The organism is Streptomyces sp. NPDC050085 (genome assembly GCF_044460595.1).
Classification (GTDB): Bacteria; Actinomycetota; Actinomycetes; order Streptomycetales; family Streptomycetaceae; genus Streptomyces.
Map to the genome: position 1 here is coordinate 68,438 of NZ_JBITJZ010000019.1, position 14,403 is coordinate 82,840.

Consider the following 14,403-nt stretch of genomic DNA (forward strand, 5'->3'; position numbering starts at 1 on the left):
GCACTCTTCCCACTGGGCCAATCAACTGGGCCACTTACCCGTGCATCCGGGCGCCCTTCAGCACCTTGTCGACCGCGTTCCGCGGCCCGTACACGGCGATGCCCACCAGGTCCAACTCGCTTGTCCCGACGGCTCGTACGGCCGCCCGGTTGTCCGTGTCGTTGCCGGTGGCGAACAGGTCGGAGGTGAAGACGGCGCGCGGCAGGGCCCGCTTGAGCGCGCGCTCGTGAGCCGCCTCGAGCACCTCCTTGCCGCCCTCGAAGACCAGCACGGGCTGGCGGAACATCGGCAGGTACGGGGTGCCGTCCGCGTCCTCGTACGGCTCGCCGATCACCTCGGGCAGCTGCGTGCCGAGCCCGCTGACGAGGAAGGCCGTCACGTTCAGCCGCTGCCAGGTCTCCAGGTCGTCCCGGAGCAGCACGGCGATCTTGGTGTCGAAGCGGACAGGGGCGGGGGCTGCGGAGGGGGTCTCGGTGCTCATGCTTCGAGACTCCCGCGCAGCCCACAGCCCCGTCTTGTACGTTCTTTGCATGGCGGCCCGCGACAAGGATCCGGAGCAGATCACCGCGTGGCGCCCGGCGGTGCAGGGCGTCACGGAGGTCTTCCACGCCCGTTTCACGCGGCACGCGTACCCGATGCACGTCCACGACACCTGGACGCTGCTGATCGTCGACGAGGGTGCCGTCCGCTACGACCTGGAGCGCCACGAGCACGGCACCCCGCTCGGCACGGTCTCGCTGCTGCCGCCGCAGGTTCCGCACAACGGCTCGGCGGCGACCCCGTCCGGCTTCCGCAAGCGGGTGCTGTACCTGGAGTCGGGGACGTCGGGGGCGGGGCCGCTGGACGACTCGTTCATCGGCCCGGCCGTCGACACCCCGGACCTCGTCGATCCGCTGCTGCGCCACCGCATCGGACAGCTGCACGCGGCGCTCGCGCACCCCGGGGACGAACTGGAAGCGGCGGCGCGGCTGACCCTCGTAGGGGAACGGCTGCGGGAGCGGCTGCGCCCCGCTTCGGCCGCGGACCGAAATCCCGTACCGGACAAGCGCGTTGCGGCCCGGCTGCGTGAACTGCTGGACGCGCGTGTGGTCGAGGGCGTCGACCTGGCGGAGGCGGCGCGCCTGGTGCACGCGCACCCGGCGCACCTGGTGCGCTCGTTCGGGGCCGCGTACGGGATCGCGCCGCACCAGTACCTCATGGCGCGACGCGTGGACCGGGCGCGCCGTCTGCTGCTCGACGGGCGCCCGGCGGGCGAGGTTGCGGGCGAGTGCGGGTTCTACGACCAGTCGCACCTGAGCCGGCACTTCAAGCGGGTGGTGGGGGTGCCGCCGGGGCGTTACGCAGGCGGGGGTTCCAGGACCGGCTCTTAGGCCTTGCGCGGGAGCAGTACCCAGCTGAGCACCGAGGTGGCGACCAGGAGCGCGCCCGCCACCACCAGGCTGATCCGCATCCCGCTCAGGGAGAACGCGGCCCCGCCGTCCGCCGCGACCAGCGCCCCGAACAGGGCCACGGCCAGGGCGCCACCGGTCTGGCGCAGGGCGTTGAGCAGGCCGGAGGCCGTGCCCACCCGCGGTCCCGGGACGGAGTCCATCAGCATCGCGGTGACCGCGGGGATCGCGAACGCGCCGCCGAGGCCGGTCGGGACGAGCAGCACGAGCAGCAGCCAGACCGGGGTGTGCGCGGCCAGCGGGAGCAGCGCGAACATGGCCAGGGCCAGGACGAGTTGGCCGATGACGATGACCGGGCGGCGGCCGTGGCGCTCGGCCATCCGCGGCGAGACCAGGTTCGTGCAGGTGATGATCGCGGCCAGCGGCACGAACACCAGGCCCGCCGCCGTCGCGGACATGCCGCGCAGTTGCTGCAGGTAGAGGCCGAGCAGGAAGACGACACCGTAGAAGCCGACGTTGACGGCGAAGCCGATCACCAGGGACACCGACACCGAGCGCGTACGCAGCATGCTCAGCGGGACCATGGGGGCGCGGTGCCGCTTCTCGGTGACGTAGAAGGTGACGGCGCAGACCACCGCCACGGCGAGCGCGCCGAGGACGGGGACGGAGGACCAGCCCGTGTGGCCGCCCTCGATGACGGCGAAGGTGACACCGGCGAGGGTGAGGACGGCGGTGACCTGGCCGGGGATGTCGAGGGGTGCCGCGCGGCGCGGGGACGGGGCGACCTTCGTCAGCAGGGCCAGGATGGCGGCGCCGACGGGCAGGTTGAGGAAGAACACCGCGCGCCAGCCGACGTGTTCGGTCAGGACGCCGCCGAGCACCGGGCCCGCCGCCATCGACACCGAGCCGCCGACCGTCCACAGGGCCACGGCCCGCGCCCGGCGCCGCGCGTCGTCGTACGCCTGGCGGATCAGGGCCAGGGAGGCGGGCATCAGCAGGGCCGCGGCGCCGCCCTGCACGACGCGGGCCGCGATCAGCGCGCCGAGTCCCGGGGCCAGGGCGCAGGCCAGGGAGGCGACCGTGAACAGGGCGGTGCCGAGGACGTAGGCACGGCGTGCGCCCGTCCGGTCGCAGAGCGCGCCCGCCGACAGCATCAGTCCGGCGAACATCAGCGTGTACGCGTCCGCCACCCACTGCAGGCCGGTCATGCCGCTGTGCAGGGAGGTGCGGATGTCGGGCAGGGCGATGTTCACCGCGGAGACGTCGATGGTGATCACGGCGAAGCCGAGGAGCGCGGCCAGGAGGGCGGCGGTGGCACCACCGGACCGGGCTTCCGACTCCCTGACGGGCGGTGCCGTGGACGGCGTACGGGCCGTACGGGTCAAAGTGGTCACGCTGTCCTCCTGGAACGGGGTCGATGTGCGGGGGGACGGAAGGCGCGGGCCGCGGCCCTGTGACATGCACTCCCTGGGCCCTGCGCCTTCCGCCCCTCGCAGCGGTCTCCACTCTGGGCCCGCGCCGCGAAAGGTGGCAGGCCGCACTCCACCGGGGTGCCGCGTTCCTGGCCCTGACACGGCCCCCCACCCCCCTGGACGACCGTGGACAATGGAGGGCATGGCTGCTGAGACCACGGAATTGGGCAAGTACCTGCGCGCCCGTCGCGCCCAGGTCACTCCGGCCGACGCGGGCCTGCCCGCGGGCACCGGCCTGCGCCGCACGCCCGGCCTGCGCCGCGAGGAGCTGGCCACCCTCGCCGGGGTCAGCGTCGACTACTACACGCGCCTGGAGCGGGGCCGCGAGACCAACCCGTCGACCGCCGTCATCGACGCCCTCAGCCGCGCCCTGCGGCTGCGCGGAGACGCGCACGAGCGCCTGCACGACCTGGCCGAACTGGCGTCGGGCCGGCTCAGCGCCCCGGAGCCCACGACGGACGACACGGTCCGCGACTCGGTGCTGCAGATGCTGGAGGCGCTGCGGCCGATGCCCGCGTACGTGGTGAACAGGTTCAGCTACATGCTGGCCGCGAACCCGGCGGGCCGCCGCCTGCTGCCCGGCATGTGGGACCTGCCGCCCGAGCAGCGCAACGTGACGCGCTATCTCTTCCTGCACCCCGTCGGCCGGACCCTGTACGTGCCGTGGGAGGACACCGTCGCCCACTCGGTGGCCCATCTGCGCGCGGTGGGCGGCACCGACCCCGACGACCCGAGGATGGCGGCGCTGGTCGGTGAACTCCTGCTGAAATCACCGGAGTTCGGGAAGATGTGGGACCGGTACGAGGTGCAGGAGCGCGGCGGCGGCACGAAGTCGTTCGCCCACCCGAAGGTCGGCGACATGACCCTCACGTACGAGGTGATGTCGCTGGCGCGCACGGGCGGCCAGCGCCTGGTGACGTACCAGGCACCGGCCGGTTCGGCGGACGAGGCGGCGATGCTGAAGCTGGACCCGGCCGCCCGCTCCTGACGGTCAGGCCCGCTCCAGGACCGCCGTCACGCCCTGCCCGCCCGCGGCGCAGATCGAGATCAGCCCGCGCCCCGACCCCCCGCGCTCCGCAAGCAACGTGGCGAGGGTGGCGACGATCCGGGCTCCGGTGGCCGCGAAGGGGTGCCCGGTGGCCAGCGAGGACCCGGCCACGTTCAGCCGCTCCCGGTCCACCGGCGCGAGCCCCGCCTTCTCCCAGGCGGCCAGCGTCGCCAGGACCTGCGACGCGAACGCCTCGTGCACCTCGACCAGGTCGAAGTCCTCCATCCCGAGCCCGGCCCGCTCCAGCATCCGCGGCACGGCGTACGCGGGCGCCATCAACAGCCCGTCACCACCGCCCCCGGTGACATCCCCACCGACGAAATCAACGGCGGCGGTCTCGTACGCGGTCAGGTACGCCAGCGGTTCAAGGCCGCGCGCCTGCGCCCACTCCTCACTCGCGAGCAGCACCACGGCGGCACCGTCCGTCAGCGGCGTCGAATTCCCCGCGGTCATGGTCGGGTTGGGGTCCTTGGTCCCGAACACCGGCTTCAGCGTGGCGAGTTGCTCGACGCTGGATCCGGGCCGGAGGTTCTGGTCCCGCTCAAGTCCCCGGTACGGAACGACCAGTTCGTCGAGCAGCCCGCGGTCGTACGCGGCGGCGAGCCGCTGGTGGCTGGCGGCGGCGAGCTCGTCCTGGGCCTCCCGCGTCACGCCCCACTCGCGCGCGGTGACGGCGGCGTGCTCGCCCATCGACAGACCGGTGCGCGGCTCGGCGTTGCGCGGGATGTCGGGGACGAGGTGGCCCGGCCTGATCCGGGACAGGGCCTTCAGACGGGCGCCCGCCGACTTGGCGCGGCGGGCGGCGAGCAGGATCTTGCGCAGCTCGTCGTTGACGCCGAGCGGGGCGTCGCTCGCCGTGTCGGAACCGCCCGCGATCGCGCTCTCGGTCTGCCCGAGGGCGATCTTGTTGGCGGCGGCGATCACGGCCTGAAGCCCGGTGCCGCAGGCCTGCTGGATGTCGTACGCGGGTGTCCGCGCGTCAAGGGCCGAACCGAGCACGGTCTCGCGCGCGAGGTTGAAGTCCCGGCTGTGCTTGAGCACGGCACCGGCCACGAACTCGCCCACGGCGCCCGGCTCGTGGAGCTTCAGCCGACCGACGAGGCCGTCGAGCGCGGCGGTCAGCATGTCCTGGTTGGACGCGGTCGCGTACGGACCGTCGGAGCGCGCGAACGGGATGCGGCTGCCGCCGATGACGGCGACGCGGCGCGGGGTTTTCCCTGGGGACATCTCGACAACTCCTGACTACTGAGTAACCTTACTCAGAAGTAAATTTACGACCGAGCAGGGAGTTGGACAATGGCCGACCGCTATCTGAACTTCACCGGTACGGCCCCCGGCCGCTTCCTCACCAGGCGCCTCGGGCTGCCGCAGCCCGCGCCGCTGCGCCGCTGGAGCGCCGAACACCCGTCACTGGAAGGCCAGTTGCTCCACTTCACGGCGGGCGCGTCCACGTACCGCAAGGAGCTCTCCGACCTCCTCGCCCGCACCGGCCACCCCGGCCTCACCGTCCGCGGCTCCCTGTCCGGGGGCGGCTCCGGGCGGCCCGCTGCGGTCGTCGTGGACGCCACCGCCGTGACGGGACCCGAGACGCTCGCCGAGGTGCACGCCGCCCTGCACCCGGTCGTCCGTACGCTCGCGGCGAGCGGCCGCGTGATCGTGCTCGGAGCGCCGCCGTCCGCCGACGACCACCACCAGGCGGCGGTGCAGCAGGGCCTGGAAGGTCTCGTACGTTCCCTGGGCAAGGAGATCGGCGGCGGCCGCACGGTGAACCTGGTCCGGATCACGGGCCCGTCGGTCGCGCCCGCCGAGTCGACGCTGCGCTTCCTGCTCTCGCCCCGGTCGGCGTACGTCAGCGGCCAGGTCGTCGAAGTGGGTGCCGCCGAGGGCGAGTTGGCGATTCCCGAGGACTGGTCGCAGCCGCTCGCCGGGCGCACCGCGCTGATCACGGGCGCCGCGCGCGGCATCGGCGAGGCCGTCGCCGAGACACTGGTCCGCGACGGGGCGCAGGTCGTGCTCCTCGACGTGCCGTCCGCCGAGGCCGACCTGGCGAAGGTCGCGGAGCGCCTCGGCGGGCGCGCGCTGCCGCTGGACATCACGGCGGACGACGCGGGCGAGCGCATCGCGGAGTTCACCGGGGCCCTGGGCGGCCGCGGCGGCCTCGATGCACTCGTCCACAACGCGGGCATCACCCGGGACCGGCGCCTCGCCAACATGCCGGCCGAGCGCTGGAGTTCGGTCATCGACGTCAACCTCACGAGCGTGCTCCGCACCACCGACACGCTCCTGAAGGCGGGCGGGCTGCACCGCGGCGGCGCCATCGTCGCCACGGCGTCCATCGCCGGGATCGCGGGCAACGCGGGCCAGACCAACTACGCCGCGAGCAAGGCCGGCATCGTCGGCCTCGTCCGCTCCCTCGCGCCGCGGGCACTGGCCGAACACGGGGTGACGGTGAACGCGGTCGCCCCCGGCTTCATCGAGACGAAGATGACGGCGGCGGTCCCCCTGTTCATCCGGGAGGCGGGCCGCCGGATGAACTCCCTTGCGCAGGGCGGGCTTCCGGTGGACGTGGCGGAGACGACGGCGTGGTTCGCGGGTGCGGGTTCCGGGTCGGTGAACGGGCAGGTCGTCCGGGTGTGCGGCCAGAGTCTGCTGGGGGCGTGACGCCGCGGAGCCGCTAGTGACACGGCCCCGCGCCCCTGAGATGGCGCACGAAGTGCGCATCTCAGGGGCGCGGGGAACTGCGCGACCAGCCACGACGAGAGCCGCACCCACCGGCCAACGAGAAGCTCCTACGGCGAGAAGGACCGGCCAAGATGCCCCGCACCCTCACCCTGACCTCCACCCCGCCCCTGCTCCCCCTCATGCTCCGCGGCGCCCTCACCTCCCCCCTGAAGCGACACCCCCGCCCCGACGCACAAGCACCCCGCACCCAACTCCTCGTACCCGGAACACACATCACCCCGTCCCACCTCACCGCGTACGAACGAGTCTGCGGTTTCGCGACGGGCCGGCCCGAGCTCCCCGTGACGTATCCGCACGTCCTCGGGTTCCCCCTGGCCATGCGGCTGATGTCGGAGCGCGCGTTCCCGCTGCCGCTGCTCGGCCTCGTCCACACGTCCATCGACATCACCCAGCAACAGGACCTGTCCCCCACGGACACGTACGAACTGGCCGTGTCCGTAAGGGAGTTGAGGCCCCACAGGCGCGGCACGGAGGCCGTGGTCGGCACGGAACTCCGTACGGGCGACGGCGACGGAGCCGTGTGGCAGTCCACGAGCACGTACCTGGCCCGGCACAGGACCTCCGGGGCGACGACCGAGCCCCGGCCCGAGGCACCCGCACCCGAACCGCTGCCCCCGCTCGCGCACTGGGACCTCTCCGGCGACCTCGGCCGCCGCTACGCCGCCGCGTCCGGGGACCGCAACCCCATCCATCTGCACCCGCTCACGGCCCGCGCCTTCGGCTTCCCGCGCGCCATCGCCCACGGCATGTGGACGGTCGCCCGGTGCCTCGCGGAATTCGGTGCGCGCGGACCCGTACACGTACAGGCGCAGTTCAAGGCGCCGGTCCTGCTCCCCGGCAAGGTGACGTACGCGGCGAAGGGCCCGTCGTTTGAACTGCGCGCGGGCCAGGGCCAGCGGATCCACCTCACGGGCCGGGTCACGCCCCTAACGGGGTGACCAGCGCCGCCCGTCCATCAGGTTCCCGAGGCCCGCCCACGCGAAGTTCATCATCGTCGCGGCGGCCTCCTTCGCGGAGACGGACGGATCGGCGTTGGCCCACCCCGCGAGGGCCTCGGCCGCGCCGACCAGGGCCTGCGCCAGGCCCGCGACCTCGCGCTCGGCGAGTTCGGGGTCACCGTGCGCCGTGCGGGCCGCGTCCGCGATCAGGGACGTCACGAACGCGACGATCTCCTCCCGCATCACCGCGACCTCGGCCACGAACGGCTCCCCGCCCGACCGCGCCTGGCTGTGCAGCACCGCCCACCCCTCGGGCTGCTCGGCGGTGTGCGCGAAGAACGCGGTGAGCCCGTCCCACAACTGCCGGTCGGCGTCGACGTCCGTCCGTACGCCGGCGCGCACGGCGGCGACCAGGGCGGCCGCCTCCCGCCGGATGCAGGCCGTGAACAGCTCTTCCTTCGAGTTCAGATACAGGTACACCAACGGCTTGGAGACACCGGCGAGTTCGGCGATCTCGTCCATCGACGCCGCCCGGTAACCCCGCTGGCCGAACACCCGCACCGCGGCATCCAGCATCTGCCGCTCCCGCTCGGCCCGGGGCATCCTCTTCTGCCGCACCGCCCCCGACTCCACGTCGCCACCCACCCCGGCCACCTTCCCTCCACACGTCGTGCGGGCTCAGCCTACGCAGCGCACCGGGGCCCCGGACACACGCGTGCCCCGCACTCAGCAGGAGTGCGGGGCACGGTGCGCGGCGTGCGAGCCGGGGGACGTCAGGCGGCGACGGCCACTGCCTGCGGCTCGTCCACCGGGGAGGAGGACGCGTTCGCGTACGCCTCGCGGTCGAGGATGTTCTCGCGGGCCGAGACGATCACCGGGACGAGGGCCTGGCCGGCGACGTTCGTGGCCGTGCGCATCATGTCCAGGATCGGGTCGATCGCGAGGAGCAGACCGACGCCCTCCATCGGCAGGCCGAGCGTCGACAGGGTCAGGGTCAGCATGACCGTGGCGCCCGTCAGACCGGCCGTGGCGGCGGAGCCGACCACCGAGACGAAGGCGATGAGCAGGTAGTCACCGACCGAGAGGTTGATGTCGAAGATCTGCGCGACGAAGATCGCGGCGATCGCCGGGTAGATCGCGGCGCAGCCGTCCATCTTGGTCGTGGCGCCGAACGGCACGGAGAAGGAGGCGTACTCCTTCGGAACGCCGAGGCGCTCGGTGACCTTCTGGGTCAGCGGCATCGTGCCCACCGAGGAACGGGAGACGAAGGCCAGCTGGATCGCGGGCCAGGCGCCCTTGAAGAACTGCAGCGGGTTGAGCTTCGCGACGGTCGACAGGAGCAGCGGGTAGACGCCGAACAGGACCAGGGCGCAACCGATGTAGATGTCGGCGGTGAAGGTCGCGTACTTGCTGATCAGGTTCCAGCCGTACGTGGCGATCGCGTTGCCGATGAGGCCGATGGTGCCGAGGGGCGCCAGCTTGATGACCCACCACAGGGCCTTCTGCAGCAGCTCGAGGACGGACTCCGACAGCGTCAGGATCGGCGCGGCCTTCTCGCCGATCTGCAGGATCGCGATGCCGGCGACGGCGGCCATGAAGACGATCTGCAGGACGTTCAGCTCGGTGAACGGCGTGATGACGTCGGTCGGGATGATGCCCGTCAGGAAGTCGAGCCAGGAGCCCGCGTGGTCCGGCTTCGCGCCGTCCTTCGGGGTCAGGCCGGTGCCCGAGCCCGGGTTGGTGACCAGGCCGATGACGAGGCCGATGGCGACCGCGATCAGCGACGTGATCATGAACCAGAGGAGCGTACGGGTCGCGAGGCGGGCCGCGTTGTTGACCTTGCGGAGGTTGGTGATCGACACCAGGATCGCGAAGAAGACGAGCGGGGCGACAGCCAGCTTCAGGAGCTGGATGAAGATCGAGCCGACCTTGTCCAGCGTGGTGCCGAGCCAGGCGACGTCGTAGTTGCGGGCGATCCAGCCGAGCAGCACACCGAGGACGAGACCGCCCAGGATCTGCGCCCAGAACGGGATCTTGGGTATGCGGAAGCCGGACTTCTGGCCGGCTGCGGGGGTGTTCGCGGACACGGAGGCACTCCAGTGAAGACGCGTGGAATCAGGGAACCGGGAAAAGGGGGCGGAGCGGCCACCGTGAGGCGGCGCCGCTGCGGCGGGAAGGTCGCGTCAGAGGCGACAGGCCGCGGACATGCAGCGGCAGAGATCGACATGCAGGCGCGCCACGAGCGGAACGCTCATGGCAATGCGAGGCGCGGCTGATGTCTTCATGACAGGCACGTTAACACCAGCGCTTTGAGAACATCAAAGGGCTTCTTTGGGGAAACTGCGACGCACGTATGCCTCGAAAGCCGCAACTGCCTTGAAAACACAGGCGGCCCCGGCACCTGTACGGTGCCGGGGCCTAAAGGATCTGTGAGGTAACTTACGCGCCCTGAGCCCGGGCGGCGTCGTCGGCGTCGTCCTCCATGGTGCGGTTCGCCTCCATGTTGGCCTTCGCGCGGTCCACGCGGGCGACGATCTTCTCGGAGGCGCGGTCGCGCTCCTTGCGCAGCAGCACGAAGCTGAGCGGCGCGGAGACCACCAGGGCGAGCAGCGCGATCCAGAGGTAGTTGGAGCCGCCGAGGCCGCGCGGGACGATGCCGGTGGTGACGAGACCCCAGACGACGAGGAAGCAGCCCACGAAGATCCCGAGGCGCATCAGCGTGTAGCGGAGCATCTCAATCCACTCTTCCGTTGCGATCCGTTGCGAAATGGTCCCCCCAGTGAAGCACGGCACCGCGAGACGCTGTTGAGCGGTCCCGCATGTAAGGGTTACTCTCCGCCCATGCCGCTTACGTTCACTCTCGACCCGTCGATCGACCCGGCGCTGCGCGACGGCGTCCTCGCCCTGTGGGCGGACGTCTCGAACGCGGGCGGGGCCGTCGGCTTCGTCCCGCCCGTCACCCCCGACGAGATACGGCCCGAGCTGATGCGGCACCTCGTGGCGATGGCCGAGGACCGCACCCGTCTCCTGGTCGGCCACGACGAGGAGGGCAGGATCGCGGCGACCGCGTTCCTCTCCTTCAACCAGCACCGCCTCATGCGCCACCACCTGTGGCTCTACACGGTGATGGTGCACCCCGCACACCAGGGCAAGGGGTACGGCCGGGCGCTGATGGCGGCGGCGGAGGAAGCGGCCCGCGGCTTCGACGGCATCGAGGCCCTGCGCCTCACGTGCCGCGGCGGCACGGGCGCGGACTCCTTCTACGCGGCGTGCGGATACAAGGAGGTCGGCCGCGTCCCCGGCGCGATCCGGGTGGCCCCGGGCGACGACAGGGACGACGTCCACATGATGCTGCCGCTGCGGTGACTCAGACCCGCATCGGCTGCGGCGAGTCCCGGCGCCCCGGGTCGGAGCCCTCGTACTCGCGGATGATCTCGTACCGCGTGTTCCGCTCGACGGGCCGGAAGCCGGCGTCCCTGATGAGGTCCAGCAGGTCCTCGCGGGTCAGCTTGTTCGGCGTGCCGTAGTTGTCCGCGTCGTGCGTGATCTTGTACTCGACGACCGAGCCGTCCATGTCGTCGGCGCCGTGCTGGAGCGCGAGCTGGGTGGTCTGCAGACCGTGCATGACCCAGAAGCACTTCACGTGCGGCACGTTGTCGAACAGCAGGCGGGAGACCGCGAAGGTCTTCAGCGCCTCGGCTCCGGTGGCCATGGTCGTACGGGCCTGGAGGCGATTGCGCACCTTCCCGTCCTTCATGTCCACGAAGTCGTGCTGGTAGCGCAGCGGGATGAAGACCTGGAAGCCGCCGGTCTCGTCCTGCAGCTCGCGCAGGCGAAGGACGTGGTCGACGCGGTGACGGGGCTCCTCGATGTGCCCGTAGAGCATGGTGCTCGGGGTCTTGAGGCCCTTCTCGTGCGCGAGGCGGTGGATCCGCGACCAGTCTTCCCAGTGGGTGTCGTGGTCGACGATGTGCTGCCGGATCTCCCAGTCGAAGATCTCGGCGCCACCGCCGGTCAGCGACTCCAGACCGGCCTCGATCAGCTCGTCGAGGATCTCGGAGGCGGTCAGGCCGGAGATCTTCTCGAAGTGGTGGATCTCGGTGGCCGTGAACGCCTTGAGCCCGACGTTCGGCAGGGCCTCCTTGAGGGCCTTGAGCGAGCGCGGGTAGTACCGCCACGGCAGGTTCGGGTGCAGGCCGTTGACGATGTGCAGCTCGGTGAGGTTCTCGCTCTCCATCGCCTTGGCGAGCTTGACGGCCTCTTCGATGCGCATCGTGTACGCGTCCTTCTCGCCCGGCTTGCGCTGGAACGAGCAGTAGGCGCAGGAGGCGGTGCACACGTTCGTCATGTTCAGGTGACGGTTGACGTTGAAGTGGACCACGTCGCCGTTCTTCCGCGTCCGCACCTCGTGGGCGAGGCCGCCGAGCCAGGCCAGGTCGTCCGACTCGTAGAGCGCGATGCCGTCCTCGCGGGACAGCCGCTCACCGTCCCTGACCTTCTGCTCCAGCTCGCGCTTGAGCCCTGCGTCCATGCCCGTACCTCTCCTCACTCAAAGCCTCCGCCCACCGTACGCTGCCGCACCGACAGGCCTGCTCACACCTCTTCGGGAAGCTCCCCGACCCGGTTCTCCCACTTCGTGGAGAGCACGATCGTCGTGCGCGTACGGGAGACGCCCTTCGTGCCGCTGAGGCGGCGGATCGTCTTCTCCAGGCCGTCGACGTCGCCGATGCGCACCTTGAGCATGTAGGAGTCGTCGCCCGCGATGAACCAGCAGTCCTCGATCTCGTGCAGGTCCTTCAGGCGGCGGGCGACGTCCTCGTGGTCGGCGGCGTCCGAGAGCGAGATGCCGATGAGGGCCGTGACGCCGAGGCCGAGCGAGGCGGAGTCGACGGTGGCGCGGTAGCCGGTGATGACGCCGGCCGCCTCGAGGCGGTTGATGCGGTCCGTGACGCTCGGCCCGGACAGGCCGACGAGCCGGCCCAACTCCGCATACGAGGCGCGGCCGTTCTCGCGCAGGGCCTGGATGAGCTGCCTGTCCACGGCGTCCATAGGTCCAAAGCCTTTCATTATTCAGCGTTGACGCGAGTTTACGTGTAGAATCTAAGGCGTGCGGGGGCGACACCCCGCAAGATCTAAAGCTCAGTCACCGGATCACCGAAGATCCGCCGACTCATCGAGTCACCGATTCATCGAAGTCATCGAAGTCATCGAATTTCAGGAGTGTTGTCACCGTGTTCACGATCGAGATGGCCTACGCCCGCATGCGCGAGATGCAGGACCAGGCCAATCGTTCCCGTGTCCACCAGTCCGCCGCCGGGCGCCGTGCGAAGAAGGCCGCCGCCCGCGCCAAGAAGCGCTAGCGCTCACGAGAGCCTCCCCCCAGCTCTCCCTCCCATCGGCGGTACAGCGTGTGCGGCACTCCTGCCGCGTCCAGCGCCCGCCCCGCGACGAAGTCCACCAGATCCTGGATGTGCGTCGCCCCCGCATAGAACGCCGGCGAGGCGGGCAGCACGACCGCGCCCGCCCCGTCCAGCGTCACCAGGTGCTTGAGCGTCTGCCCGTTCAGCGGCGTCTCCCGGACCGCGACCACCAGCCTGCGCCCCTCCTTGAGCGTCACGCTCGCCGCGCGCTGCAGCAGGTCCTTCGACAGGCCGAGCGCCACCCCCGCCACGCACGCCGTCGACGCGGGCACGATGATCATGCCCTTGACCGGGTACGAACCCGAGGACGGACCCGCGGCCAGATCGCCCGCCGGCCAGTGCCGTACGTCGCTCAGATCGATGTCGCCGAACGTGCCGGGCTTGCCGTCCGCACCCCGCGCCAGCCACTCCCCCAGGTCCTCGCGCCAGTGCGCGTCCCGGAAGGAGATGCCCGTCTCGTCGAGCAGCGTGAGCCGCGAGGCCCGCGAGACGACCAGGTCCACGGCCTCGCCCGCGGCAAGGAGGGCGCGCAGCACGGAAGCGGCGTACGGGGTTCCCGATGCGCCGGACACCCCGACGACCCAGGGGGTGCGGCTGGTTGCGTTGACGTGCTCCACACCACGAGCCTATCCGGCGGCCCACCATGGGAACTTGCGCAGGGGCCGTAGGCGTTGGGTCCGTAACAGGCGGGCCCATGGGGGTGGGGGCTGAGATGACGAACGGCACGAGTGCGGCACGAGCGGGCGGGCGGGTGCTCCTCGCCGGTCAGCTGATGGTCGGGTGGGTGGCCCTGCTGTGGCTGCTCGAAGTGATCGACGTGGCATCGGGCCACGCCCTGGACGGTCTCGGCATACAGCCGCGCGACCCCGCCGAGCTGATCGACGTCGTCCCCGCGGCCTTCATCCACTTCGGCTTCGGCCACGTCGCGGCGAACTCGATACCGCTGCTCGTCCTCGGCTTCATAGCGGCGCTCTCCGGCATCCGCCGCTTCCTGCTGGCCAGTGCGCTGATCGTCGTCGCGGACGGCCTCGGGGTGTGGTTGGTCGCCCCCGACCACTCGAACACGGCGGGCGCGTCGGGCCTCATATTCGGCCTCTTCGGCTTCGTGGTCCTCAGCGGCTTCGTGGAGCGCAGGCCGCTGGGCATCGTCGTCGGCCTGCTCGTCGCGGCGTACTGGGGCACGACGTTCCTGGCGGGCCTGTCCCCGACGAACGAGGGCGTGAGCTGGCAGGGCCACCTCATCGGGCTCGTGGCCGGGGTGGCCGCCGCGTTCCTCTTCAGCCGCCGCCAGACCAGCCACCCGACCCCCAAGTCCCTTACCTGAGTACGGAGTTGAGCACACGGACTCAGGTGTCCCCCGGTCCGTGAACCGCGCCCTGGAACCTGTACTTCCGG

General features: G+C 71.2%; 16 protein-coding genes. 7 read left to right on the forward strand and 9 right to left on the reverse strand.

The genetic code is table 11. The features are described from left to right. Positions 1-34: 34 nt before the first annotated feature. Positions 35-481 (reverse strand): DUF2000 domain-containing protein, encoded by a 447-nt coding sequence (locus tag ACIBUY_RS38770; RefSeq protein WP_365576791.1) that lies wholly within the window; start codon positions 479-481, stop codon positions 35-37. Positions 482-530: 49 nt separating this feature from the next. On the opposite strand from ACIBUY_RS38770, the gene ACIBUY_RS38775 reads away from it, so the two are divergent. Continuing rightward, the gene (locus tag ACIBUY_RS38775) at positions 531-1,370 is read left to right on the forward strand and encodes a helix-turn-helix domain-containing protein (RefSeq protein WP_399155159.1); all 840 of its coding nucleotides are present in this window, start codon (positions 531-533) and stop codon (positions 1,368-1,370) included. On the opposite strand, the gene ACIBUY_RS38780 is transcribed toward ACIBUY_RS38775, so the two are convergent. Further along, positions 1,367-2,773 carry an MFS transporter gene (locus ACIBUY_RS38780; RefSeq protein WP_399155195.1) on the reverse strand — a complete coding sequence of 469 codons (1,407 nt, stop codon included), beginning with the start codon at positions 2,771-2,773 and terminating at the stop codon, positions 1,367-1,369. The genes ACIBUY_RS38775 and ACIBUY_RS38780 overlap by 4 nt on opposite strands. A 229-nt stretch (positions 2,774-3,002) precedes the next feature. Here ACIBUY_RS38780 and ACIBUY_RS38785 point away from each other — a divergent pair, with 229 nt between their 5' ends. Beyond that, positions 3,003-3,848, forward strand: coding sequence for a helix-turn-helix transcriptional regulator (locus ACIBUY_RS38785; RefSeq protein ID WP_365576785.1), 846 nt, complete (start codon positions 3,003-3,005; stop codon positions 3,846-3,848). A 3-nt stretch (positions 3,849-3,851) separates the two neighbouring features. On the opposite strand, the gene ACIBUY_RS38790 is transcribed toward ACIBUY_RS38785, so the two are convergent. Continuing rightward, the gene (locus tag ACIBUY_RS38790) at positions 3,852-5,135 is read right to left on the reverse strand and encodes an acetyl-CoA C-acetyltransferase (protein WP_399155160.1); all 1,284 of its coding nucleotides are present in this window, start codon (positions 5,133-5,135) and stop codon (positions 3,852-3,854) included. 69 nt (positions 5,136-5,204) lie between these two features. On the opposite strand from ACIBUY_RS38790, the gene ACIBUY_RS38795 reads away from it, so the two are divergent. Further along, complete coding sequence (locus ACIBUY_RS38795) at positions 5,205-6,569, forward strand: 3-oxoacyl-ACP reductase (protein WP_399155161.1); 1,365 nt, start codon at positions 5,205-5,207, stop codon at positions 6,567-6,569. A gap of 152 nt (positions 6,570-6,721) precedes the next feature. Then, positions 6,722-7,588, forward strand: coding sequence for a MaoC family dehydratase (locus tag ACIBUY_RS38800; RefSeq protein WP_399155162.1), 867 nt, complete (start codon positions 6,722-6,724; stop codon positions 7,586-7,588). Here ACIBUY_RS38800 and ACIBUY_RS38805 read toward each other — a convergent pair. The 3 genes from ACIBUY_RS38805 to ACIBUY_RS38815 all read right to left on the reverse strand — a co-directional run bounded on the left by ACIBUY_RS38805 (position 7,577) and on the right by ACIBUY_RS38815 (position 10,321). After that, complete coding sequence (locus ACIBUY_RS38805; protein ID WP_365580674.1) at positions 7,577-8,191, reverse strand: helix-turn-helix domain-containing protein; 615 nt, start codon at positions 8,189-8,191, stop codon at positions 7,577-7,579. The genes ACIBUY_RS38800 and ACIBUY_RS38805 overlap by 12 nt on opposite strands. A gap of 170 nt (positions 8,192-8,361) precedes the next feature. Further along, a complete protein-coding gene (locus tag ACIBUY_RS38810; protein WP_365580653.1) occupies positions 8,362-9,675 on the reverse strand; it encodes a dicarboxylate/amino acid:cation symporter in 1,314 nt (437 codons plus the stop codon). 352 nt (positions 9,676-10,027) lie between these two features. Further along, a complete protein-coding gene (locus ACIBUY_RS38815; protein WP_365580655.1) occupies positions 10,028-10,321 on the reverse strand; it encodes a DUF4229 domain-containing protein in 294 nt (97 codons plus the stop codon). Positions 10,322-10,429: 108 nt separating this feature from the next. On the opposite strand from ACIBUY_RS38815, the gene ACIBUY_RS38820 reads away from it, so the two are divergent. Beyond that, positions 10,430-10,954, forward strand: a complete 525-nt coding sequence (locus ACIBUY_RS38820; protein ID WP_399155163.1) for a GNAT family N-acetyltransferase — start codon at positions 10,430-10,432, stop codon at positions 10,952-10,954. A gap of 1 nt (position 10,955) precedes the next feature. Here ACIBUY_RS38820 and mqnE read toward each other — a convergent pair whose 3' ends face one another. Both mqnE and ACIBUY_RS38830 read right to left on the reverse strand, forming a co-directional pair. Further along, positions 10,956-12,119, reverse strand: a complete 1,164-nt coding sequence (gene mqnE, locus ACIBUY_RS38825; RefSeq protein WP_399155164.1) for an aminofutalosine synthase MqnE — start codon at positions 12,117-12,119, stop codon at positions 10,956-10,958. A gap of 62 nt (positions 12,120-12,181) precedes the next feature. Beyond that, positions 12,182-12,637 carry an Lrp/AsnC family transcriptional regulator gene (locus ACIBUY_RS38830; RefSeq protein WP_164301061.1) on the reverse strand — a complete coding sequence of 152 codons (456 nt, stop codon included), beginning with the start codon at positions 12,635-12,637 and terminating at the stop codon, positions 12,182-12,184. Between the two features lie 182 nt (positions 12,638-12,819). Between ACIBUY_RS38830 and ACIBUY_RS38835 the strand changes: the two genes are divergently transcribed. Beyond that, positions 12,820-12,948: a hypothetical protein gene (locus tag ACIBUY_RS38835; RefSeq protein WP_365580676.1), complete on the forward strand. Its 129-nt coding sequence runs from the start codon at positions 12,820-12,822 to the stop codon at positions 12,946-12,948. Here the strand turns inward: ACIBUY_RS38835 and ACIBUY_RS38840 are convergent. Beyond that, complete coding sequence (locus tag ACIBUY_RS38840) at positions 12,945-13,625, reverse strand: UbiX family flavin prenyltransferase (protein ID WP_399155165.1); 681 nt, start codon at positions 13,623-13,625, stop codon at positions 12,945-12,947. The two genes, ACIBUY_RS38835 and ACIBUY_RS38840, sit on opposite strands and share 4 nt — an antisense overlap. Positions 13,626-13,720: 95 nt before the next feature. Here ACIBUY_RS38840 and ACIBUY_RS38845 point away from each other — a divergent pair, with 95 nt between their 5' ends. After that, positions 13,721-14,332, forward strand: coding sequence for a rhomboid family intramembrane serine protease (locus ACIBUY_RS38845; protein WP_365580666.1), 612 nt, complete (start codon positions 13,721-13,723; stop codon positions 14,330-14,332). Positions 14,333-14,403 lie beyond the last annotated feature (71 nt).